This is a genomic window from Paenibacillus taiwanensis DSM 18679 (genome assembly GCF_000425125.1).
GTDB lineage: Bacteria > Bacillota > Bacilli > Paenibacillales > Paenibacillaceae > Paenibacillus_B > Paenibacillus_B taiwanensis.
Genome location: NZ_AULE01000023.1, coordinates 36,045 through 58,805 on the forward strand (window position 1 = coordinate 36,045; position 22,761 = coordinate 58,805).

Consider the following 22,761-nt stretch of genomic DNA (forward strand, 5'->3'; position numbering starts at 1 on the left):
GATGAACGACATGTTTGTCGATCGTGTTCCCCCGCAGAGTACCGATGCTGAGGCTGCTGTACTCGGCGCGATATTGTTGCAATCTGAGGCATTAATTACAGCGATGGAGCGGGTGCAAGCGGTAGATTTCTACCTGCCCGCTCATCAGTTTATATATGAAGCGATGATCGAGCTTGGTGAAGAAGGCCAACCGATTGACATGATTACGCTGACGGCGAAGCTGCAGGTAAAGAAACAGCTGGATGACGTTGGCGGCGTGTCTTATTTGGCCAAGCTTGCTAATTCAGTCCCGACTGCGGCTAACGTGGACTACTACGCCCAAATTATTGAAGAGAAATCAATGATTAGGCGTTTGATCAACACGGCTACACAGATCGTCAGCGAAGGATATGCCGGAGACGATGACGTAGGTGCACTGCTGAGTGACGCGGAGCGTCGTATCCTTGAAATATCAAATCGCCGTTCTTCCAGCGGTTTTATTGCGATTAAAGACGTCTTGATGGAAGTTTTTGAGAAGGTTGAGAACTTGCATGAGAATAAGGGTGGAACGACAGGCATACCGTCAGGCTTCACGGATTTAGATAAGATGACGGCAGGCTTCCAACGCAGTGACTTAATTATCGTTGCGGCGCGCCCTTCTGTCGGCAAGACGGCTTTCGCCCTCAACATTGCCCAGAACGTAGGAGTTCGAGCCAAAGAAACGGTTGCCATCTTCAGTTTGGAGATGTCAGCAGCACAACTCGTTCAGCGGATGATATGTGCAGAATCAAACGTCGATGCTACCCGTCTGCGTACGGGTCATTTGGAGGACGACGATTGGGAGAAGCTGACGATGTCGATTGCTTCATTATCGGAAGCCCAAATCTACATTGATGATACACCAGGGGTTACTGTAGCGGATATTCGAGCGAAATGCCGCCGTCTGAAGAAGGAACGCGGGCTTGGTATGATTTTGATCGATTATTTGCAGCTTATTCATGGACGCGGCAAGGCCGGCGAGAACCGGCAACAGGAAGTATCCGAAATATCGCGTACCTTAAAGCAGATTGCGCGTGAGCTGGAAGTTCCGGTTATTGCGTTGTCACAGCTAAGCCGTGGGGTAGAACAGCGTCAAGATAAAAGACCGATGATGTCTGACCTTCGTGAATCTGGGTCGATTGAGCAAGATGCGGATATTGTTGCCTTCCTGTACCGCGATGATTATTATGACAAAGAGTCGGAGAAGAAGAACATTATCGAGATTATTATCGCTAAGCAGCGTAATGGGCCTGTAGGTACAGTTGAACTTGTCTTTCTCAAAAATTTCAATAAATTCGTCAGCTACGAACGGAATCATGCAGACCCGCATGCGGGATAATAGCCTTAAAGAGCACAAGCAGCGTGCCCCACATGAAGGTCCATAATTGGACAAATCAAGGGATACACGCTGCTGCTCTACGTTTTAGCCGCATTTTTGAGATCGTTTCTGATTAAAGCAAATCGGTGGGACACGAGGTTACGTTTACAAAAAGCTTATACAAAGCTTCTAATTACAGGAAAGTGGCTAAACCTTGAACATGATCCCGAACATTCCATATGGGGCCTTATTTATTGTTCGCCATTTGATTGACTTTGCTAGTTAAGGCTGATAAACTTGGAGTGCTGCCTTTCACCCGGAGGGCGGCCAATATTGGTGTGTTGAACACCCGATGGGGGTATAAGTTATGTCTACAGTAGTTGTTGTAGGAACCCAATGGGGCGACGAGGGGAAAGGTAAGATTACAGACTTTCTCGCTGAGAGCGCTGACGTCGTAGCGCGTTACCAAGGTGGTAACAACGCGGGACACACAATTCTAATCGACAACAAGAAATACAAGCTGCATTTGATTCCATCCGGTATTTTCTACGATAACAAGTTGTGTGTCATCGGTAACGGTATGGTTATCAATCCGAAAGCTTTAATCGAAGAGATTGAGTATATTCATGAGAATGGATTCAAGACGGATAACCTGCGTATAAGTGATCGTGCTCATGTCATTCTTCCTTATCATATGGTACAGGATGAGCTTGAGGAAGAGCGTAAAGGTCCGAACAAGATCGGCACGACACGTAAAGGTATCGGTCCTGCTTATATGGATAAAGCTGCTCGTATCGGTATTCGTATTGCTGATCTTCTTGATGAGGAAGAATTCACAAAGAAACTGCGTCACATTGCCAATGAGAAGAATGAACTCATTCAAATGTACGGAGGTCAACCGCTTGATATTGAAGCGATGTTGAAGGAATACTTGGCTTATGCGGAGTACATTCGTCATTATGTAGTGGATACTTCGGTTGTACTTAATGATGCAATCGATGACAACAAGAAAGTGCTCTTCGAAGGCGCGCAAGGCGTAATGCTTGATATCGATCAAGGAACTTACCCTTACGTTACATCGTCAAATCCGACAGCGGGCGGCGTATGTATTGGTTCAGGCGTAGGCCCTTCCAAGATTGAAGAAGTTATCGGTGTAGCGAAGTCCTATACGACACGTGTGGGTGATGGCCCATTCCCGACGGAGCTAAACAATGAGATTGGTGATTTCATTCGTGAAGCAGGTCATGAGTATGGCACAACGACAGGCCGTGCACGTCGTGTTGGCTGGTTCGATAGTGTGGTTGTTCGCCATGCTCGCCGTGTAAGTGGCATTACGGGCTTGTCCTTGAACTCGCTTGACGTCTTAACGGGACTCGAAACGGTTAAGATATGTACATCATACAAGTTCCGTGATGAGGTTATTGATTACTATCCGGCTAACCTGAAGATGCTTGCTGAGTGCGAAGCGATCTATGAGGAAATGCCAGGCTGGTCAGAAGACATTACACAATGTAAGTCTCTTGATGAGCTTCCTGAAACTACACGCAACTACGTGGCGCGTGTATCTGAATTGACTGGAATTCCGGTGTCGATCTTCTCTGTCGGCCGCAACCGTGAGCAAACCAATCAAGTACGTGCTATCTATCGCTAAGCGATTGGATTACGTACTAGCATAGGGACTCTTTGTAGTCCCGAACCTTAAAGCGTTCTAGCCTGTTTATTCAGGTTAGAACGCTTTTTGTTGTTCTGGAGGCAAATATGCTGCATGAATCTTTATTTAACCGGAAATACTGAGAAGTAAAAACCTTTGAATAGGGAAAATTAGAGTACGTAATGTCACTAAAGATACTCAAAGTTACTCTGAGTTACTCTAAGTCACTCTAAGTTACTAAAAAACGGCCCACTAATCCATTTAATAGATGCAAAAGGAGGTAACTTTATTATGCGGTGGTTTCTGCGCTTATTTCAGATGACTGCAATTATGATCATTGTAGGCATCATTTCAAGCTTGTTGACGATAGGCACAACAGCACTTGTTGTAGACCGGTATATTCAGTCTGCCATTTCACAATATAATATTCCTGTTCAGCGGCAACCTTTGACGGCAATGACGTTATGGTCTTCCTTATGGGGAGGCGAAAAACATCAAAAGACGGCAAGTTCCAGCAAGGGAGCCGAAGCAGGAGTAGGAACAGGAGCAGGGAATACACCTTCCTCTTCTACTAGTGAGTCGGCTAAAGATGACGTTAAGGTAGATGACAGTAATGAAAATAAGCCGAACGGGGTAAATACGAGTACGAATCAGGGTCATTCCGATTCTGCTGCATCCCAGCAAGGGGATACAACGCAGCCAAGCACAGGATCTCGTGGAGGAGATGAACAAAAATCAGCGACCCCGCAGCAACCAGACGGTGCACTTCCAGTATGGGGTGCAGTATCTACAGAAGAGGCAAACGGGCAATCGTCTCAGCTAGGTCATCAAGAAGAAGTGGTGATGTCACCGGAGGCGTTGACAAAAAATAAAGATCAATTGTCGGCGGAAGCCAAAAATAAAGTATTTACCACCTTAATGAAAAAGCTGCCGCAGGAGGAGTGGCAGCGCATATCTACATTGATGGAGGGGGGATTAACGTCTTCCGAAATGAACGAGGTGGAACAAATATTAGCCAAACATTTAGATGATGATCAATATAAAGAGATGCGGCAGCTGCTGACAGGCGCTGTTCCTAAGACAGAACCGTGATACGAAAATACAATAAACTAAACCGTATGCTAATGGCTGCCTTTCATAAAGGGGCCATTTTTCTTGTTTTTGTAGCTGAATGCGTCAGTTGCATCTTTTCTTCGACTTGTGTTACAGTAAAAAAGGTGACAAAACGTTAACTTTTGTCGTATGCGATGTTGTACTAGGGGTAACTTATGTACAGAAATTATAGATGTAACAACAGATAAAGGGACAATTGGGCAAGATCATTATAAGGAGAGTATCATGGAACAATTCGATAAAGACCTTCATGATGAAGGCTTGAATAAACCTCAATCTCCTGGCCGATGGAGGAAGTTGACGTCTGCATGGCGCAACAAGGCGAATGCCGCCACTATGAAGCAATGGGTGAGCCAATCCCGCAAGCAGATCGTTCTGTCGGTAACAGGAGTGGCTGTTATGACCGCCGCGATATGGGGTGGCACAGCTTATGTGGATGCACATACAATAACGTTTTTGAACGTATATAGAGGCAATGAATTAGTTGGCACTGTATCTACACAAGATGATTTGAAGCGTATGTATGCGGATCGTCTTGAGGAAGTACAAGCGAAACATCCGAATGCTATTATGGAGATTGATACTTCTGCCATTCACACGGTTACAGATGCGAAGTATAAGGCTGAGCCAGCAACAACAGAGACACTTTCCAAGTTGAAAGGCCAGATTCCAGCGTATGCTGCTGCTATTGAGCTGAAGATTAACGGAGAAGCTGTTGGTTATGTGAAGGACCAGACGACGGCTGATCAGATTTTGGCGCAAGCGAAGGCCAAGTACGATCCGGATCATGGCAAGAAGGCAGGACAAGTTCGCACTTTGTCAGCGACTCGCTCGACACACGCTATGAAAGCCGTATCCCGCGTTGAATCGGTTACTCTTCGTGAACGTGTGGCTACCGTGGACAAGAAGGTTGATCCGAACAAGGTGCTCACGCCGGAAGAGGCGATGGCTATGCTCACGACGGGCAGTACTAAGCCAGTCAAGTATGAGGTGAAAAAGGGGGATACGGTATCGTCGATTGCTCGTGATAAAGATGTGTCTATCGAGACGATTTACCGTAATAACCCGAGTGTAGGCGAAGAGTTTATTCAGATCGGACAAGTCTTGGATTTAACGGAGCCGAAGCCGTTAATTACGGTTAAGACGGTTGAAGCGTATAGTGAGTATTTAATTACTGAGCCTCAGAAAGTGATTAAAGAAGATCCGGAGATGAAAGCGGGACAATCCAAAGTAGTTCGTCAAGGTAAGCAAGGATTAAAGCGTATGTCTTATCGCTTGATCAAGGATAATGGACGCTTGACGAAGGAAGAATGGATCAATCAGGAAGTAATTGAGCCTACGATCCCGGAAATTATTATTCGTGGAACTAAGGAAGTTCGTGGGGAAGGCTCGGGCACATTTGCTTATCCCGTGAGCGGCGCACAATTAACGAGTGGTTATGGCAAGCGCTGGGGACGTATGCATAAGGGGATCGATCTTGTCTCTTCAGACCGGACCATTATGGCTTCTGATGAAGGCGTAGTGTCTTTTGCGGGTGTGAAGAATGGATACGGCAACACTATTATTATTAACCATAGCAATGGCTATGAGACGTTATATGGCCATCTCAGTGAGATTAACATTAATGTGGGCGACATTGTTGAAAAAGGCCAAGCGATCGGTGTGATGGGCAGCACAGGGAATTCGACTGGAACGCATCTGCACTTTGAGATCCATAAGGGCGATAACATTGAGAATCCACTTAAATATTTATAACCATTTCGGAAGCAGGGCAAACGTTGCCTTGCTTCTTTTTGTGCATAGCTTGTCTAGTTATCTGAATAGGGTCTGAATAGGTGAGTGAGCTGCACATATGGTGGATTATCTGTATCTTCTGTCACGGGTTCTACCTATTTTCTGTACAACGACCGCCATAAAGTGGACAGTGCACGCTCCAACGTTTACTATCAGGGTATAGCGACAAGTATGATAAAATAGACAAATGGTATTGGCTTTAGAAGAGAGCGATAAGAAAAGAGGTGGAGTTCATGTACGGCAAAATATTGGTCGTGGACGATGAACAGCCGATTGCAGATATTTTGAAGTTCAACTTGGAGAAGGAAGGCTATGAAGTCGTATGTGCATTTGACGGGGGTGCGGCGGTGGAGCTTGCGCTTCAGGAGAAGCCTGACTTGATGTTACTAGACTTGATGCTGCCAGTAAAGGATGGTATGGATGTATGTCGTGAAGTACGACAGCATTTGCAGATGCCGATTATTATGCTTACGGCCAAAGATACGGAGCTGGACAAGGTGCTGGGCCTTGAAATGGGCGCAGATGACTATGTCACGAAACCGTTCAGCACACGTGAACTGCTTGCCCGTGTCAAAGCACACCTCCGTCGTCAACAGAAGGTAGAATCGACGGCGGCAGCGGAAGAGAAGCAGGGTATTCGCCTGCACGAACTACTTATTGATACGGATATGTATATCGTTTATAAGAATGGCGAGCCGCTAGATCTGACCCATCGCGAGTTTGAGTTGTTGTATTATTTGGTGCGAAGCAGCGGGAAGGTTATGACAAGAGAGCATTTGCTACAGGCAGTATGGGGCTATGAATATTTTGGTGACGTGCGTACAGTGGATGTGACGATACGGCGGCTGCGTGAGAAGATTGAAGACGATCCAAGCAAGCCGGAGTATATTATTACACGGCGTGGACTTGGCTACATGATGCGTAATCCCAAGTCCGGAGGGCTGTGATGACGTTGTGGATCAGCCGATTCGTACGAACGATTCAAGCGAAGCTAATCATTATTTATGTACTGTTAATCTTGATTGCGATGCAGCTTATCGGGGTCTATTTTGTCAGTACGATGAAGCATACACTTACGAACAATTTCACACAGGAATTGCAAACGACTACCAATTTTGTGCTCATGCAAGTTGGACCGAAGCTGGATATGGTCGAGGGAACGGATTTTGAGCGTTCGCGGGAAGACTTGAATGCGATCGTTAGAAGTGTATCGAATATGAACGGAATCGAAATTCAAGTGCTGGACGCTACGGGTAAAGTGCTAACCACCTCCAGTCAGCCTGACGATAATTACGTAGGCCGCAAAAATACGGAGACGGTTGTTAACCGAGCGCTGCAAGGGCTGCGGGACAATGAGGAAGTCATTATCGGCAAAGATAATGAGCGCAAAAAGGTATTAGCGCAGCCGATTCAGTACGGCGCCAAAAATCTCGGAGCACTCTACGTTGTGGCCTCCATGAAAGACTTGTACGATACGATCGATAATATTAATCGGATATTTCTGTCGGGTATGGCCATCGCCCTTGGTCTTACTGCTGTGCTTGGTATTATATTGGCACATACAATTACGCAGCCGATCAAGGATATTACGAAGCAGGCGACCCGAGTTGCCGAAGGTAACTTTGAGGGACAAGTGCCTGTGCTCGGTAATGATGAGATTGGCCAACTAAGCGAAGCGTTTAACGATATGACGCGCAGGCTTCAGGAGGCGCTCAGTGTCAACGAGGAAGAGAAGGAGAAGCTGGCCTCCATTTTGACGAACATGAGTGACGGAGTGTTGGCTACAGATGAGCACGGGCGTGTCATCGTGATGAATAAGCGTGCTAGTCTGATGCTCAGAATTCGTCCAACAGCATGTGTAGGCAAGGAATTGTCGGCCTTGCTTGGCTTAGCAGAGGCGGAGCTTAGGGAGCGGGTAGAAGATAAAATGAACTGGATGCTACTTCCAGTTCATGCAGAGGAAGAGGGAGAGGCAGATCATGATTCCATTCTGCGGGTTACGTTTACGCCGATTCATCGTAGAGGCGAGGGGATAACGGGTACGATTGTTGTCCTTCAGGACGTGACAGAGCAGGAGAAATTAGATCAGTCGCGCCGTGAATTTGTAGCAAATGTGTCGCACGAACTGCGCACACCGTTAACGACGATCAAAAGTTACGTCGAAGCGTTGGATGATGGTGCTCTGGATGAGCCTCAATTAGCTGGCCGCTTTGTAGGTGTTATTCATAACGAGACGGAACGGATGATTCGGTTGGTGACCGATTTGCTCCATCTGTCACGTTTAGATTCGAAGCAGGCGAAAATGCGAATGCAGCCGATCGAAATATGTGAATTGCTGGAGGAAGTCGTTGATCGCTTCTCGTTCCAATTTCAAAATAAACATATTCAATCTGTCGTTCAAATAGAAGCAAGTATCCCTAAAGTTACGATGGATCGGGATCAAATTGATCAGGTGTTGGATAATCTCGTCTCGAATGCGTTTAAGTACACGCCGGAACAAGGAACGATTACATTGTCGGCATCCATTGCAGATGAAGGTAAGTATGTCGCCATAGTTGTGCAGGATAATGGCATGGGCATACCCGAAAAAGATGTAGAGCGAATATTTGAACGCTTCTACCGCGTAGATAAAGCACGCTCGCGGAATATGGGCGGGACAGGTCTAGGTTTATCCATTGCCCGGGAAATGGTAATTGCACATGGCGGCACGATTGGCATCGAGTCGGAATGGAATGAGGGCACCTGTGTAACATTCACACTGCCATTGTCTGCTCCCGTGTCATTGGCACAGCCGGAGGAGACTGAGGGGAGTGAAGCTGAAGTATGATGGAGCGGAGTAAATCAATCGTACTGGCGGTGCTTGTCTTACTGAGCTTGGTGCAAAGCTTCCTTTTGGCTTATAGCATGCCAAACTTTGATGTCGTAAAACGAGTGGGAAGCACGTACATTAAGGCAGATCCCTTGGGACCAGAAGAGAAAGTGGATAATCTCATTTATCCAGAACATATGATTCTTCACCTGGGCAACAACAAGCATACGATTATGGACCCAGGGACGATCTTCTTTAACATTATTATGAAACGTTTGCAAGGACGTTCTTATGACGGCTTTCAATTAAAATCAGGGGCGGATTTAGACTGGGCCGCTATACAAGAGAAGAAGCAAGGCTTGGAGCTGCGCTTTAATTCGCCTGTACCGGCAAAGCTGCTGCAGAAAGTGCTGCCTATTTCAGAAGATGCAGCATTTCAGACGGAAAGTATAAATAAAGTATGGCTGTATGCCTCAGAAGAGTTAAACGAGGTTCGCGTCTTCTTCTTTACGGCGGAAGATAATCGGATCTACGAGTCCACTAGAGCAGACTTGTCTGTGCAGGATGTAAAACAGCTAGTAGAGTTTGGAAGCTCGTGGACACCTTATCGACTCGTAAATGGCACGTTCTATGTGCCGCAGGAGCCAATCGAGATGGTGGAGGTTAAGCTGCCGTACACGGTGTTTTCACCGGAGCAGATGCAGCGAAGTTTATTTTTTGACCCGACGCTGACAAAGATCATCCAAGAAAATGATGGTTCTAAAATTTATACAGATGGTAAACGGGGACTGCAAGTGCAGCGGAATCAGCTTTGGATTACGTATTCCGATGCTACTGCCCCGACAGAGGAACGAACGGATATGACTAGCGATGTGATGACCTCCGTTAACTTTATCAATCAGCGCGGCGGTTGGAGTGGTCGCTTCCGTTTGTCGGTGATGGAGAACATGGCGCAAGGAAGTCCAGGCATCCCTACTTTAAGCGGAACGCACAATCGACTCGTGTTCCAGCAATATTGGGGCTCGTACCCGATTATAAGCACAAAGGATACTCGCTTTGGCTATGTGCAGGTTACTTTGCAGCAGGGAATGGTTATGAACTATGAGCGCTCCTTGATCCAGCTTGGTGCTCATGCGGACGAGAAGCAGGTCAAGAAGTTGATTGCAGGTGATCCACTCCTTGCCAGGCTGAAAACATTACCTAAATATGCACAGGTTGCAGAAGTAAACCCTGTATATGAGCCTTTTATGAGTGAAGAGCAAATTCGACTACATCCTGTATGGCAAGTTAAGTATACAGATGGTACGACGGAGCTGTTGGAACCTTAGGACGATGTTGGAGGGTCAGGAGCGCGGGAGGACCTTCCGATAGTTGTCCCCATTTTAGAGAAAAGGAGGTGTTCAGGATGGATTGGAGCCGTGCCAAAAGTGTACTTATTTATGCGTTTTTGCTGCTTAATGTGGTGCTAGGCTATCAGTTATGGCAGGATTTGCGCGATAAGATGCATTCTGAGCTTGACTGGACTTCCTTGTCTGCGGAAACACAGCTTATTATGAACAAGAAGCAGATTCAGGTGTTGGCGACCATACCGTCCGAAACGCCATCCTTGCATGAGCTTACGTATCGGATTACAACTCGGAAGTACAAGACACCTTTGCAGCAGCAGGAAGATACGAAAATTATTTTCTCACAAAAGGAACTTGTCCGTGGGTTGGATGATGAAATTGAGCATATGGAAATGTACCATTATGATCAATTTTCTGGTGATGATCGTGTATTCGTGCTGCATCAGCAGATGGCTAACGGGCTGCCGCTGTTTGAGGTGAAGCTTGAGCTGTATTACGAAAGTCAGAAAATTAAAGCTTTCAGCCAGCAATTTGCGGAACCAGAAGATTCGAAGGACGCTCAGGAGCAGAAAATACTTCCTGCTACACAAGCGCTTGGCAGGGTCATAGAAATATTGCCGACCAATGCCATCGTAAGAGATGTGCGGCTCGGCTATCACGGGCAGCTGTTTAATACGGATACGCAGGTGGCAGCACCTACTTGGAGAGTATTGTTGGATAGTGGTGACGCGTATTATATGAATGCAATTAATGGAGCAGTAGAGCATGTGCCCGTAGGAAAGAAGGAGAGCAAGCTATGAGTTTACGATTTACCGTGTTGTCGAGCGGTTCTACAGGGAACGCAACCGTTATTCAAAATGACGATGCTACCTTGATGATAGATGTTGGATTAAGCTGCAAGCGGACGGACGAGCTTTTAAAGGAACAGGGGCTGTCTGGCGCTGCTATTGACGGTATTTTAGTCACGCATGAGCATTCGGATCATATTAAGGGTTTAGGTGCATTTTCGCGTAAGCACAACGTTCCCGTTTATGCGAATGAGAAGACATGGGAAGCACTAGAAAAGCACATTGGAACCATTGCGGAACAAAATCGGATTGTAATGCAGACAGGCGAAGCAAAAGATTTTGGTGACTTGCGTGTCGAATCCGTTGGCATCTCACATGACGCTGCTGAGCCGGTAGCTTATACGTTTCACGAGGGTGATACGAAACTAAGCGTGACGACCGATCTCGGTTATATGAGCGACAAGGTACGGGATGCGATTATAGACTCCGATGTGATGGTGTTAGAGTCCAATCATGATGTGGAGATGCTCCGTATGGGTCGTTACCCCTGGAATATTAAACGCCGCATCCTTGGTGATATGGGGCACTTATCTAACGAAGCGGCTGGAGAGGCGCTCTGTGACGCCATGACTGGTAATACGCGTCGTGTCTATCTGGCGCATCTCAGCCGCGAGCATAACCAGCAGGATCTGGCCAAAATGACGGTGCAGAATGTAATGGAGGACCGAGGCCATTTCTACAAAGAGTCAGAATTAAAGCTTCTCGATACGTATTATGATCGTCCTACGTCATGGGATACGGTGCGCGCACAGAAGCTGGCGCTTCATCCGTAACTTGCAGAAAGGCGTCTAGGTCGGCTGCTTTGCGGGAGATATCATCATGTGTTAACAGCCCTTTTTCAACCAATAGATCCATCAAGGTGGAGACAGCCAAGGTAAGACGATAATTATCATGCTTGAGATCGGCAATTTTACCAATAAGGTCAATGTCTGACCAAGTAGGGGATATTCGTGACATGCTCTTTCTCCTCTCGGAAATGGAATGAAATAATAGAGAATACTTTCTCGTAATCAAACCCTCTACTAAGTATCTTGTGATAGAATATGAATCAGACAGACTGTCTATGACAATTGTTCAGCATTTGTGGGGCGAACCCTATTCTTTTCATTTTAAAGTTCAATTTCATGTTCATTGTAAGCTTGTCATATGCATTAATATATATTGTTAACCGTTTGAAGCAGTCGCATTCATGTGTAAATGGAAATAGAGCCAAATGTGGGCTTCGAATTGGGAACAACCGGAGGGGCGAGGGCCCTGGTTGAGAGGGAGTTGGTTGCGGATGGGCTTGTTTGATGATGATTTCTATTCGCCAAAAGTATCACGCAGGCGCGAACGTGCGTGGCTGGAAGAGGAACGGGCACCGCGCACGGGGTGGCGCAAGCTTCGCAGAGCAAGGAGCAGACGGCAGCTATCAACCGTTAAGGTGGCCGTTATTAGCTCTGTGATTAGTGCTTTAATGGCGGTTATACTATATAGCTGGCTTACCGGAACGGGGACTCCGAGCCAGCAGATTGTATCAGCTAGCGGGGGATATGTAAATGATCCTTATGAGCGGATCGTGCAGGCCGCAGCGAAAGTTAGTCCAACAGTTGTCAGCATCGTTAACAAGCAGAAGGATCTGACGGAGCAGGAAAGCAAGCCTGAAGAGGCGAGCCTTGGTTCGGGTGTCATTTTTAAGCAAGAGGATGGCAAAGCTTACGTGATGACCAACGATCATGTTGTGCAGGGCGCTGATCTATTGGAAGTTGTACTGGCGAATGGACAGCGCAAGCATGCTGAATTGGTCGGCAAGGATAAAGTGACAGATATCGCCGTTCTGAAGATGGACAGCGCTGGCATTGCGGCGGTAGCGGAGCTTGGTGATTCCCGCAAGCTGCGTCGAGGCGAGACGGTAATTGCCATCGGCAATCCACTCGGCCTGGGCGACTCCTTGACTGCCGGTATTATCAGCTATACGAACCGGGTGATTCCGGTCTCCCTTAATCAAGATGGCGTCTATGACTGGGAGCAAAGTGTCATCCAGACCGATGCTGCCATCAATGAAGGCAACAGTGGCGGTGCCCTTGTGGACCTGAGCGGACGTGTCATCGGCATCAATACGATGAAGATTTCAACTACGGGTGTAGAAGGCTTGGGATTTGCGATTCCCTCACACGAGGTAACATCTATTGTGGAGCAGTTGATGGAGAACGGCAAGATTGTGCGGCCATATCTTGGCGTATACACGGTTGATCTTAACAATCCTTATGCACCGATTACGAAGGAGCAGCGGGCGGATCTGAAGCTGCCGAATTCGGTGACACAAGGTGTCATCGTGCTCGAAGCAACAGGACCTGCTGAGACAGCGGGCCTGAAGCTTAACGACGTAATTGTGAAGTTTGACAGTACGGATATCGGCTCTACGCTTGAGCTGCGCAAATATTTGTATGAGAACAAGAAGATTGGCGATTCTATGACTGTCGCGTTCTATCGTGACGGTGAGATGATGACAGTTGCCATCACACTTACGGATAAGCCAGAATCGTAGTAGGATGACGCTTCACCCTTGAACAAATCATACTGATGGGGTAGAGTTATACGTATACACAGTCAGCAAGAAGGCAAGAAAGAGGGAACATCATGTACGTAGTATGCAAAGAGCACGTAGAGCTCGCCATTGATAAGTTTGTGGATGAATTTGAAGATGCACCCGATATCGTCAATCTGGACGATGCACAGTTCAGTGACTGGGAGCGCCCAATCAAGTGCTGCATGAACTGTGAAGTGGAAGCGCAGTTTCTGGTCGTGTAAGCAGAGAGGGATTCGCAGTAGGAAGTTAAGGCTCTGATTGTACTAGAGCGACTGCTTATCGTTATACGGATGAGAGCATGAGAACAAGGGTTATGGTGTGAAGACCTAGCCCTTGTTCTTTTATGTTTCTGGGGATAAGTCGTGTGTCAGTTGGAAATTCGGTTATCCACATGTGGATGAATAGTTCAGTAGCTTGTCATACTCCTTTATAGTTGTGCATATATCGGTCTAGGGACGGAATTGCTGTCCAGTTACGGCCTGATGACGAAGTTTATGCAGCTAAAGTACAATAAGGGTACATGAACATAATAGAGCGGGGTGTTAGCATGAAATGGCATCAACAATTCAAACGGATGATGACGGCTGAATATGCAAATGGACACGACAGGGAAATTGATTACCAGTGGCCTTCCCCAAGCTTTCCTGTCATCAGCATTCGGAGCAGCTTATCTTATCGGCAGGGGAAATTTCATCGCCCCAAAGTGGCGGTAGGCTTGATTGCCATCGGGGACATAGCAATCGGGTTGATCTCCATCGGCGCTATTAGCTTAGGACTTTTTTCGATTGGTGCGATTACAGCAGCTTTGTGGTTGGCAGCAGGCGCCATTTCTATAAGCAATGGCCTGGCGTTAGGAGCAATAGCGATCGCGCCACTGGCTATAGGAGCTATCGCAATTGGTGAAGCGGCGGTTGGAGCTATTGCCATCGGAGAGTGGGGGCTTGGTGCATTAGTCATTGCAGAGAAGGCACTTGGTGTGGGGAGCATTGGCGAATGGGCCTACGGAGTTGTCGTCATTGGAAAGCATGGTTTCGGACTCGTTCCTATTACGGAGGATTTATTTAATTGGTTTGGGCGTGTGTTAGGTTTTTAATAAAATAATATAAAAAGTTTTGAAACCTGCTGCCGTGTATGTGCGTATTTGTAACGTAGTCATCAAGAGCAACAAGGTGACAAGTCGAATTTCATAGTGTGTGAACATACTCCAAAGGGGAGTAGCTGCTACAGTAAAGTCGTCAATTCGAGAATGAACTTCTCCGGCTTTATTGGCAACGTAACGTTGTTAGCGAGACCTTTGCCTATTTAGGCAAAGGTCTTTTTTGTGTAAGTGCACGCGAACAACCTGTAAAAGCGGCAAACCACTCATCATGTGCAGACAAAATGGGCATTAATAAAATAACAATGGAGGGATCAAGATGGATTTTGCATTATTGATGGAGTACGGATGGGTATTATTAGTTTTAATTGCCATCGAGGGTCTCCTGGCCGCAGACAATGCGCTGGTTTTGGCTATTATGGTGAAGCATCTGCCAGAGAAAGAACGGAAAAGAGCATTATTTTATGGTCTCGCGGGCGCCTTTGTATTCCGCTTCGGATCGTTGTTTGCGATCTCGTACTTAGTAGATGTATGGCAGGTACAGGCGATCGGTGCCTTATATCTCTTATTTATGTCGCTGAACCACATTTTCAGAAAAGTAATCTTCAAGAAACAGGGCGATGCGCAAGCTGAGGCCGATGCTGCGGCGAAGAAGGTAAAAGGCGCAGGCTTCTGGACAACGGTTATTAAAGTCGAAGTAGCAGATATTGCGTTTGCCGTTGATTCGATTTTGGCTGCTGTAGCACTTGCCGTCGCACTTCCTACTACAAAGCTGCCAAATATCGGCGGTATGGATGGTGGTCACTTCCTCGTTATCTTTATTGGCGGGTTTATTGGTTTGGTTATTATGCGGTTCGCGGCAACGATGTTTGTCAAGCTGCTGGAACGTAAACCAGGCCTAGAGGTTGCGGCTTTTGCAATTGTAGGCTGGGTTGGGGTGAAGCTAGCAGTATATACGATGTCTCATCCGGCGTTGGCCATTATTCCAGAATCGTTTGCTCATTCTACTACGTGGAAAATTACGTTCTATGTTGTGCTTGTATTAATCGCTGTAGGTGGTTGGTTCTTATCAAGTGATAAAGACCAGGGAGGCCAGAAACCATTGGCTGCTGGTGAGTAATCAAATAAAGATTGGTACTGTCTAACACGAAATGGTCACCACACGCCATGAAGGAACGAATGAATGACGTGAGGGAAGTAAGGTAGTAAGGTATAGGCAGTATAAAAAAGCAAGATAAAAGGCGTGTGCTCTTGTAAATGGAGCAGCGCCTTTTTGCTTTGTGTGCAGGTGTAACTCAGTGATCGATGAGGTCAGATTATGGATGGCAACGACGATAATGGGGGTACATTTTCAACGTTTAGAAGCGTTCCATTCATCCTTTTAGATGCTCCACTCAACCCTGAAAAGGGCATAATTCAGCGGTATTATAAGGTTTGTAGCTGTGAAGCGGGTTAAGATGAGTACATCAAGAACGACGATACAGAGGAGATGTTTAAGTTGACCAGCATGCACACATTCACAACAAATTGGAAGCGCCGCACGATCCAGATTACGCTCGCATCTGTCCTATCTTTAGGTTCCATACTCTCATTTGGAACATCTATATATGCTCAAGGGGGAGAAGCAAGCAAGTCTGCCTCTAACACAACGATTCAATTAAAGGATACAACATCTGCCGCTCAGATGGAGCAGTGGAAGAAGTGGATGAAGACATACGCCTATTCGCTGGATACGATTCAGCCTGCCGTGATGAAGGATGGCAAGTTTGCGAAAGGCAGCTTCACGGACCTTGATATGCTGAAGCCGTTATTAATGGACAAGCGTATCGTATACCTCGGTGAGAGCTCTCACGGGGCAGCCGAGTTTAATACGGCGAAGTCACGCCTCATTCAATTTTTGCATGAAGAGCTGGGCTTTAATGTGGTTGCCTTTGAAACACCGATGGGTAATGCGGCTACTGGATACGGAAACGTAAAAAGCAAGACGCCAGAACAGATGATGAAAAGCTCTGTTTTCCCGCAATGGTGGGCGCAAGAGACGCTGCCTCTATTTCAATATTTAAAAGATACACAAGCAACGGACAAGCCGCTGCAATTAACGGGCGTGGACATGCAATCGATGGGTGCTTTTTTGTCCGGCGACTGGATGGGAGATGAGGAGTTAGCGAAGCGGTACATCGAGATGGATAAAAAGTTGGGTTCTTGGCTCGGTTCTGAAGATTTGGCTGCTTATCAGCAGACGAAGCCTGAATTATTAAAGGTGTACAAAGATGTAAAAAGCAAGGTGTCGACACGGGAAAAACAATTAATTCAGCAGTATCCAGACAATCCACATATTGTTGCGCTCGTGAACCGCACATTGGACGATCGCATTCGAGTGGTAGAAACGTATTTGGAAATGAATATAAACGCTAATATAGCGGTTAAAAATGCTGATTATGCGCCGATGTTAAAGGCGTTTGAATGGCGGGATCAAGCGATGGCGGACAATCTGCTTTGGTTGGCTACCGAGGTTTATCCGACAGAAAAAATGATCGTGTGGGGACATAACTCCCATATTAGCAAAGCGCAATCGAAGATAGAGCAATCTTTCCTTCCGGTAAAAGCAATGGGCGAACGGATGCATGAGACGTTATTTGGACCTTACAGCTACTCACTTGGTTTGTATATGGGAAGTGGTCAGACAGCAGACAACACGGGCAATCCAATCGATGTTGCGGCATTGCAGCCAAACTCAATCGAAGCGGTAATAAAGTCGGCTAATCGCCCGTATACGTTTGTGGACATGCGTCATCAGTTGATGGTGCCGGGCAACTCGTGGATGACTCAGAAGCGTACCGGATACTATTGGGGCATGTACCCGGAAACGTTTGTACCGCGCGATCAATATGACGGCATTTTGTATATCGATAAAGTGAAGCCCTCGAATTACATCGAGTAGGAGAGTAACGGTCGTTGTGGGAGAGTGACGGATCAGAAGCACAGACGATCTAAAGAGATGAAAAGAGATAAAATGAGATGGAAAGTATAGTATATCCTACTTCTTTTTTGCAGGGTGGTTACATGATTGCTTGGCTGAATAGATAAACGCGTGCTTATTAATAAGCCACTACATATATGACTTGGGGGATGTTCGGATGAACACACAATTACTAACTTGGAAAAAGCGAGGCTTGTCTTTATTCCTTGCTTCGATTATGACACTGGGATCGTTATTATCCTATACAACGACTGTTTATGGAGCGGCTGTTGAGAGCAAGGAAGCTGTGATAACCGAACATACGGTGAACAATGGCGCACAAGCACCACAAACAAATGACTTGAAGGTAGCAGATCAGGATGGAGCACGAACCAGCACAGCAACTCGTCAACAATGGAAACAGTGGATGAAGAGCAATGCTATTGCATTAAAATCTATCAAGCCTGAAGTTACAAAGAATGCAGTCGTCAAGGCAGACCAATTTAAAGACTTGGCGCCATTAAAGACGCTGCTAAAGGATAAACGTATCGTTTACTTGGGCGAAAGTTCTCACGGTGCAGCCGAGTACAACTCGGTGAAGACGCGACTCATTCAATATATGCATCAAGAATTGGGCTTTAATGTAGTCGCATTTGAGACGAATCTCGGCAATGCTGCTTCTGCTTACGGGAACGTGAAATCCAAGCAGCCCGTACAAACGATGAAGGATTCGATCTTCCGCATCTGGCAGGCGGAAGAGACGGTACCTTTGTTCCAATATATTCAGGACACGCAGAAGACCAAGAAGCCGCTGGCGTTGGCAGGGTTCGATATGCAGCCGCAAGGGCCATTATTTTCAGGCGAATGGATGGGAGATGCCAACCTGGCCAAGCGTTTCCAGGATGCCGAGCTGGAGTTGGACCGCTGGGAGCAAAGCGAAGATCTAGCTGCTTATGCGAAAGCAAAGCCGAAGCTATTAAAGGTGTACCAACAAGTGCGCCAGATTGCGCCTAAACGTGCCGATGCGCTGCGCCGTCAATTTCCGGATAATCCACATATCGTGAAACTGGTCGAGCGTGCACTGGATAACCGTATCCAAGTGGTGAAGGAATACATGGAGACGACGATTGCTTCAACTGGATTTATGTTAGGCAAATCGATGGACTATCAATCTGTTATCAAGTCCTCCGAATATCGTGACCGCATGATGGCGGACAACTTGGTCTGGCTGGCAACGAATGTGTACCCCAATGAGAAAATGATCGTGTGGGCGCACAACGGTCACATTTCCAAGGCGTATTCCAAGGAGTTAAACGCGCTGCCGCGTGTGCATATGGGCGAGCTGATGCAAAAGACAAAGTTCAAAGATCAAAGCTACGTGATGGGTCTGTATATGGGGGGCGGAAAAAATGCCCACGTGACAGGCGAGATTTTCGACGTGCTGCCGCCAATGGCGCACTCTATCGAAGAAGTGATGAAGGGGGCCGGACACCGCTACTCCTTTGTAGATATGCGATATAAGCCGGAGACAGTAGGCAACTCGTGGATGAGACAGCAGATGGTTTCTTACTACACTGGTGTGTCTACTGTAAGCAGCATACCATTTGAGCAGTATGACGGTATATTGTATATCGATCAGGTGTCGGCGCCCAAGTATTTTAAGAAATAGGGATATAGGTGTTAAAAGGAATCTCGGGGTTGCTTTGGGTGAATGTATGTGAGGAATAGCGTTCAGTGGATGATATGTGGACTAGAGTGTAAATGAAGAGCAAGCCATTCATGTTGTTTGTAGAGATGCAAGCAGAAGTGAGAATAGCCATGATGATGGATACTCTTCATATTTATAGGGAGTGCAAGGACAGGGACAGCTTTCGAAAGAAGGCTGTCTTCTTTATTGTATAATTACCTTCTAGTTCGACTGGGGTGAAATGTGACGTCGTTTGTGGTCACTTTGAAAAATGAAGCAGTGGGTGGACATAGACTAGAAGGTTCCCCTTCGGGTACACTAGCTTGTAGCAAGCAGCTCTAGGGGGATTAGCTACAGACTATTTTAAATAGGTATGAAGGTTATTTGCCCGTATTATTTTATTTGTGAGTTGTAATCGAAACGGGGATAGTGATTATGTTTATTCAATTGATCAGTGTAGGCAAGTTAAAAGAAAAATACTTGGTGCAGGGCATTGCGGAGTATAGCAAACGTCTTGCGCCTTATGTGAAGTTCCAGGTGATCGAAGTGCCTGACGAGAAGGCACCTGAAAATATGAGCGACGCTGAGCTGTTGCAGGTGCAGGAGCGGGAAGGCGAGCGCATTCTTGCGCACGTGAAGCCGGAGGCGCATGTGGTGGCGCTGGCGATCGACGGCCAGCTCTGGTCGAGCGAAGACTTGGCGGCGCATATGGACAAGCTCGGCACGTATGGGACGAGCCACGTCGTGTATATTATCGGCGGCTCGGTAGGCCTGTCGCCAGCCGTGATGCGCCGCGCGCAGTCGAAGCTCTCGTTCGGGCGCATGACGCTGCCGCACCAATTGATGCGCTTGGTGCTGGTGGAGCAGATTTATCGCGCGGTGAAGATAAATCGGGGAGAACCATATCATAAGTAGGGCGAAAAATAGGGGGTGCCTGGCACTTCCTTTTTGCTGATATTGTTCTCTCATTAAAAGAAATCTTCGCGTTTTTTTTAATAAGGCCAACGAACAAAATGCTTATTTTCGGTGCGAGGCATTATATCGGTGAGTGTATACAAACCATGTAATGCTTGCTGTTAATAATGCCGACGAAATCAAAGCTGTAAGAACACTATATGTTTGCCAAATAAGTATCGCTGACCAATCTAATGCATAGAACATAATACACTGGACAATCGTAGCAATCAGCAAAATAGCTGTTACGATTATTCGCTTTTTTGTTATTGGCTGCCGCTCATTCGCTTTCCTTCTGCGTAATCCTAAGAGAAAGAGCAGAACAGCCAATAGGCAGAGAATAATTGTGGTAGATGACAAAATGATGTCCAAAAGCTGTGTGCCGCTTATTCTATATGATTGCGTCAGATTGCCGTCTAATATATCTTTAACTTTTAGTACCATGCTTCTATTGATATTTGCGCCGTTGGTCAGCAAGCAGATGGCTGTTCGTTCATTTAGCAGTATGGCCATTTCGGTCCCGAAATTAGGATTTCCCCCTGGGTGCTCTATAATCGTTTGGTTGGCGTTTACCGACCAGCCCGCCGCATAATACATTTCATTGACGGGCGGAACAGACATATCACCCTGATGTGATTTTTCGATAACCGTATGAAATATTTCAGGTATGTCCTGCACAATACCCATCTGTATGCCCATCCAACGCGCCATATCTTTTGTACAAGAAATGATGTAGCCTGCGGGTTTATTTCCGGAATAATCCGGCGCGTTATATGGAGTTGTCATAAAAAAGGAAGAACGGTAGCCCTGTGCCAACTGTCCGGTGGCTTGGGCATCTTCTTTGTAAACATACGTCTGGTGAAGACCTAACGGCTGAAATACCTGTTCCCTCATAAAGTCTTCATAGCTTTGTCCCGACACAATCTCAATAACCAAACCCAATACGTCATAATTAACGGTTCCATAGTTATACTGTTCACCGGGAGGGAACGCCAACTCAGCATCTACCAGCATTTCCACAGTCTTTTGCAGCAAATCTGGCGTATTGCCTTGTGGTATATTTTGAGTATGCCTAGCATTTGTTAGGCCGCTAGTATGGTGAAGAAAGTTATTGAGTGTAATACTTTGCATATCAACGGGTTTCCCCTGATACTTTAATGTAAACCAAGGCAAATATTTCTGGATAGGGTCTGACATTGACAGCAGTCCTTGTTCTTCCATCAGCAGAATACCCATGCCGGTAAAAGCTTTACTTACCGAAGCCAACTCATATAGAGTATTTTCACTTGCCGACAGTCCCTTTTCACGATCTGCGTACCCGGAAGAAAAGTAGAGCACTTCATTGTTCGCAAGTATTGAGATTGACATACCCGGTATACCTGATATACGGCTTGCATCATCCAACAATGTTTGTATTGAATCAGATTGCGAATCTGATAATGCATAACTAGGTGTTGCGAATCCGGTGAACAGTATAAGTAATGCAATCATAAAGACAATAATTTTTTTCATAGTCTCTCCATTCCGAAAAACTCCCGTACGGGAAAATATAAATAATCCGCAGTACGCCTTATTCCCCTAAAGTGTAATAAGATATATATTATGAAGCTTATTAGCAAAATCTTGTTGTATGTGAAGAATCATACAATATAAAAAATTAGATTGCTATGATAATCTTCTACTTACTACGAACTATTCTGCTAGGAACACAAAAAGCCCCCTCTGCTTCATTAGCGGAAGGGGCAATAGTTTAGAAGTATTCCTCAATTTTCTCATCAAAGGTTAGCTCGATCTCTTTGTGATGCACTTATTTACTGCTACAGTCAGATAGAAACACTGCATTTAGTCAAACTTGACAGTTCAGGTAGCAGTGTCATTATCAACAGAACAACCAGAACACAAGCCATAAGCTGTGTTACCTTTTTACACATTCTTTTTCTACTTCATAGGGTCTTTCTCCGATAAAATTCATTCTTGCTTCAAACAATCCCTCTACTATTTCATCCAGATGGGCCAATAGAACGTGCTTTTCCTTATGATTGACACAGATAAAGTAAAAGCGGTAAAGTTATCCTATTCTAGCCATGTTATTGGAGGATCATTTCATGAAAAAACTAAGTTCTGATTTTGAATATTTAAAAGATATGTATATTGATGGATACTTCCCTAATTTTCTTGTGGATAAAGTCAAAGCTGAACTAGTTAAAGTTGTTGAATTTTTGGAACAAGGTAATCAAGATATCGAGGAAATTCAATCAAAGCTTAATTCCGCCATCAATGCAATCAATGATCTTGCAGAAGAGTTTGACGAAAATGACAGCGAAATTGAAACAGTTGGCAGAGAATCAATTGCACAAACTGTTGAAGATATTTTAGCCTTTTTTGGTATCGAAATAGATACAGAAGTAGCCATTCGTGAACGTGATTGGTAGTTTGTTAGGGGAATATATTTTTATTTCATCATCATTATACGCCAACATATACCTTAATATTGGTGAAGAGCGTATGTGAACATGGAGTGCTGAGGTTTTTGGTAATGACACCTCGTGTGAGATCAAGGAATATTTCTATGAGCAGTACAATCGGGGTTCGGAAGTTA

The 22,761-nt window shown here is 45.9% G+C and carries 19 protein-coding genes; 17 read left to right on the top strand and 2 right to left on the bottom strand.

Going from position 1 to position 22,761, the window contains the following annotated elements; all coding sequences use genetic code 11:
• Nucleotide 1 precedes the first annotated feature (1 nt).
• The 9 genes from dnaB to H509_RS0102415 all read left to right on the top strand — a co-directional run bounded on the left by dnaB (nucleotide 2) and on the right by H509_RS0102415 (nucleotide 11,670).
• On the top strand, nucleotides 2-1,357 hold the full coding sequence (dnaB, locus tag H509_RS0102375) for a replicative DNA helicase (protein WP_028543656.1): 1,356 nt from the start codon (nucleotides 2-4) through the stop codon (nucleotides 1,355-1,357).
• Nucleotides 1,358-1,703: 346 nt separating this feature from the next.
• Nucleotides 1,704-2,987 carry an adenylosuccinate synthase gene (locus H509_RS0102380; RefSeq protein WP_028543657.1) on the top strand — a complete coding sequence of 428 codons (1,284 nt, stop codon included), beginning with the start codon at nucleotides 1,704-1,706 and terminating at the stop codon, nucleotides 2,985-2,987.
• Nucleotides 2,988-3,278: 291 nt separating this feature from the next.
• A complete protein-coding gene (locus tag H509_RS24035; protein WP_051286767.1) occupies nucleotides 3,279-4,079 on the top strand; it encodes a hypothetical protein in 801 nt (266 codons plus the stop codon).
• Between the two features lie 246 nt (nucleotides 4,080-4,325).
• A complete protein-coding gene (locus tag H509_RS0102390) occupies nucleotides 4,326-5,855 on the top strand; it encodes a M23 family metallopeptidase (protein ID WP_028543658.1) in 1,530 nt (509 codons plus the stop codon).
• Between the two features lie 272 nt (nucleotides 5,856-6,127).
• Nucleotides 6,128-6,841, top strand: a complete 714-nt coding sequence (gene yycF / locus H509_RS0102395; protein WP_028543659.1) for a response regulator YycF — start codon at nucleotides 6,128-6,130, stop codon at nucleotides 6,839-6,841.
• Complete coding sequence (gene walK / locus H509_RS24040; RefSeq protein WP_051286768.1) at nucleotides 6,841-8,721, top strand: cell wall metabolism sensor histidine kinase WalK; 1,881 nt, start codon at nucleotides 6,841-6,843, stop codon at nucleotides 8,719-8,721. Before yycF ends, walK begins: the two co-directional genes overlap by 1 nt.
• Entirely contained in the window at nucleotides 8,718-10,031 is a 1,314-nt protein-coding gene (locus H509_RS0102405; RefSeq protein ID WP_028543660.1) for a YycH family regulatory protein, read from the top strand. The genes walK and H509_RS0102405 overlap by 4 nt, the downstream gene beginning before the upstream one ends.
• Nucleotides 10,032-10,108: 77 nt before the next feature.
• Nucleotides 10,109-10,849, top strand: a complete 741-nt coding sequence (gene yycI, locus H509_RS0102410) for a two-component system regulatory protein YycI (protein ID WP_028543661.1) — start codon at nucleotides 10,109-10,111, stop codon at nucleotides 10,847-10,849.
• Nucleotides 10,846-11,670 carry an MBL fold metallo-hydrolase gene (locus H509_RS0102415; protein WP_028543662.1) on the top strand — a complete coding sequence of 275 codons (825 nt, stop codon included), beginning with the start codon at nucleotides 10,846-10,848 and terminating at the stop codon, nucleotides 11,668-11,670. Before yycI ends, H509_RS0102415 begins: the two co-directional genes overlap by 4 nt.
• On the opposite strand, the gene H509_RS27050 is transcribed toward H509_RS0102415, so the two are convergent.
• On the bottom strand, nucleotides 11,621-11,854 hold the full coding sequence (locus H509_RS27050; RefSeq protein WP_084159046.1) for a hypothetical protein: 234 nt from the start codon (nucleotides 11,852-11,854) through the stop codon (nucleotides 11,621-11,623). The genes H509_RS0102415 and H509_RS27050 overlap by 50 nt on opposite strands.
• 322 nt (nucleotides 11,855-12,176) lie before the next feature.
• Here H509_RS27050 and H509_RS0102420 point away from each other — a divergent pair, with 322 nt between their 5' ends.
• The 7 genes from H509_RS0102420 to rlmH all read left to right on the top strand — a co-directional run bounded on the left by H509_RS0102420 (nucleotide 12,177) and on the right by rlmH (nucleotide 20,123).
• Nucleotides 12,177-13,424 (top strand): S1C family serine protease, encoded by a 1,248-nt coding sequence (locus H509_RS0102420; protein ID WP_028543663.1) that lies wholly within the window; start codon nucleotides 12,177-12,179, stop codon nucleotides 13,422-13,424.
• Nucleotides 13,425-13,516: 92 nt separating this feature from the next.
• Nucleotides 13,517-13,687: a CxxH/CxxC protein gene (locus H509_RS27055; protein WP_084159047.1), complete on the top strand. Its 171-nt coding sequence runs from the start codon at nucleotides 13,517-13,519 to the stop codon at nucleotides 13,685-13,687.
• A 326-nt stretch (nucleotides 13,688-14,013) separates the two neighbouring features.
• Nucleotides 14,014-14,559 carry a hypothetical protein gene (locus H509_RS0102430; protein WP_028543664.1) on the top strand — a complete coding sequence of 182 codons (546 nt, stop codon included), beginning with the start codon at nucleotides 14,014-14,016 and terminating at the stop codon, nucleotides 14,557-14,559.
• Between the two features lie 322 nt (nucleotides 14,560-14,881).
• Entirely contained in the window at nucleotides 14,882-15,682 is an 801-nt protein-coding gene (locus H509_RS0102435) for a TerC family protein (RefSeq protein WP_028543665.1), read from the top strand.
• Between the two features lie 387 nt (nucleotides 15,683-16,069).
• Nucleotides 16,070-17,503, top strand: a complete 1,434-nt coding sequence (locus H509_RS0102445; protein WP_028543666.1) for an erythromycin esterase family protein — start codon at nucleotides 16,070-16,072, stop codon at nucleotides 17,501-17,503.
• 196 nt (nucleotides 17,504-17,699) lie between these two features.
• On the top strand, nucleotides 17,700-19,190 hold the full coding sequence (locus tag H509_RS0102450; protein ID WP_028543667.1) for an erythromycin esterase family protein: 1,491 nt from the start codon (nucleotides 17,700-17,702) through the stop codon (nucleotides 19,188-19,190).
• 453 nt (nucleotides 19,191-19,643) lie between these two features.
• On the top strand, nucleotides 19,644-20,123 hold the full coding sequence (gene rlmH / locus H509_RS0102460; protein ID WP_028543668.1) for a 23S rRNA (pseudouridine(1915)-N(3))-methyltransferase RlmH: 480 nt from the start codon (nucleotides 19,644-19,646) through the stop codon (nucleotides 20,121-20,123).
• Nucleotides 20,124-20,225: 102 nt separating this feature from the next.
• Here the strand turns inward: rlmH and H509_RS0102465 are convergent, their stop codons facing one another.
• Entirely contained in the window at nucleotides 20,226-21,674 is a 1,449-nt protein-coding gene (locus H509_RS0102465; RefSeq protein WP_028543669.1) for a serine hydrolase domain-containing protein, read from the bottom strand.
• Between the two features lie 593 nt (nucleotides 21,675-22,267).
• Here H509_RS0102465 and H509_RS0102470 point away from each other — a divergent pair.
• On the top strand, nucleotides 22,268-22,594 hold the full coding sequence (locus H509_RS0102470) for a DUF5713 family protein (RefSeq protein WP_028543670.1): 327 nt from the start codon (nucleotides 22,268-22,270) through the stop codon (nucleotides 22,592-22,594).
• Nucleotides 22,595-22,761: the final 167 nt, after the last annotated feature.

What these genes read in the sequence shown, in the direction of transcription:
- dnaB (WP_028543656.1), top strand. Translation starts at nt 2, where the DNA reads ATGAACGACATGTTTGTCGATCGTGTTCCCCCGCAGAGTACCGATGCT.
- H509_RS0102380 (WP_028543657.1), top strand. Translation starts at nt 1,704, where the DNA reads ATGTCTACAGTAGTTGTTGTAGGAACCCAATGGGGCGACGAGGGGAAA.
- H509_RS24035 (WP_051286767.1), top strand. Translation starts at nt 3,279, where the DNA reads ATGCGGTGGTTTCTGCGCTTATTTCAGATGACTGCAATTATGATCATT.
- H509_RS0102390 (WP_028543658.1), top strand. Translation starts at nt 4,326, where the DNA reads ATGGAACAATTCGATAAAGACCTTCATGATGAAGGCTTGAATAAACCT.
- yycF (WP_028543659.1), top strand. Translation starts at nt 6,128, where the DNA reads ATGTACGGCAAAATATTGGTCGTGGACGATGAACAGCCGATTGCAGAT.
- walK (WP_051286768.1), top strand. Translation starts at nt 6,841, where the DNA reads ATGACGTTGTGGATCAGCCGATTCGTACGAACGATTCAAGCGAAGCTA.
- H509_RS0102405 (WP_028543660.1), top strand. Translation starts at nt 8,718, where the DNA reads ATGATGGAGCGGAGTAAATCAATCGTACTGGCGGTGCTTGTCTTACTG.
- yycI (WP_028543661.1), top strand. Translation starts at nt 10,109, where the DNA reads ATGGATTGGAGCCGTGCCAAAAGTGTACTTATTTATGCGTTTTTGCTG.
- H509_RS0102415 (WP_028543662.1), top strand. Translation starts at nt 10,846, where the DNA reads ATGAGTTTACGATTTACCGTGTTGTCGAGCGGTTCTACAGGGAACGCA.
- H509_RS27050 (WP_084159046.1), bottom strand. Translation starts at nt 11,854, where the DNA reads ATGTCACGAATATCCCCTACTTGGTCAGACATTGACCTTATTGGTAAA.
- H509_RS0102420 (WP_028543663.1), top strand. Translation starts at nt 12,177, where the DNA reads ATGGGCTTGTTTGATGATGATTTCTATTCGCCAAAAGTATCACGCAGG.
- H509_RS27055 (WP_084159047.1), top strand. Translation starts at nt 13,517, where the DNA reads ATGTACGTAGTATGCAAAGAGCACGTAGAGCTCGCCATTGATAAGTTT.
- H509_RS0102430 (WP_028543664.1), top strand. Translation starts at nt 14,014, where the DNA reads ATGAAATGGCATCAACAATTCAAACGGATGATGACGGCTGAATATGCA.
- H509_RS0102435 (WP_028543665.1), top strand. Translation starts at nt 14,882, where the DNA reads ATGGATTTTGCATTATTGATGGAGTACGGATGGGTATTATTAGTTTTA.
- H509_RS0102445 (WP_028543666.1), top strand. Translation starts at nt 16,070, where the DNA reads ATGCACACATTCACAACAAATTGGAAGCGCCGCACGATCCAGATTACG.
- H509_RS0102450 (WP_028543667.1), top strand. Translation starts at nt 17,700, where the DNA reads ATGAACACACAATTACTAACTTGGAAAAAGCGAGGCTTGTCTTTATTC.
- rlmH (WP_028543668.1), top strand. Translation starts at nt 19,644, where the DNA reads ATGTTTATTCAATTGATCAGTGTAGGCAAGTTAAAAGAAAAATACTTG.
- H509_RS0102465 (WP_028543669.1), bottom strand. Translation starts at nt 21,674, where the DNA reads ATGAAAAAAATTATTGTCTTTATGATTGCATTACTTATACTGTTCACC.
- H509_RS0102470 (WP_028543670.1), top strand. Translation starts at nt 22,268, where the DNA reads ATGAAAAAACTAAGTTCTGATTTTGAATATTTAAAAGATATGTATATT.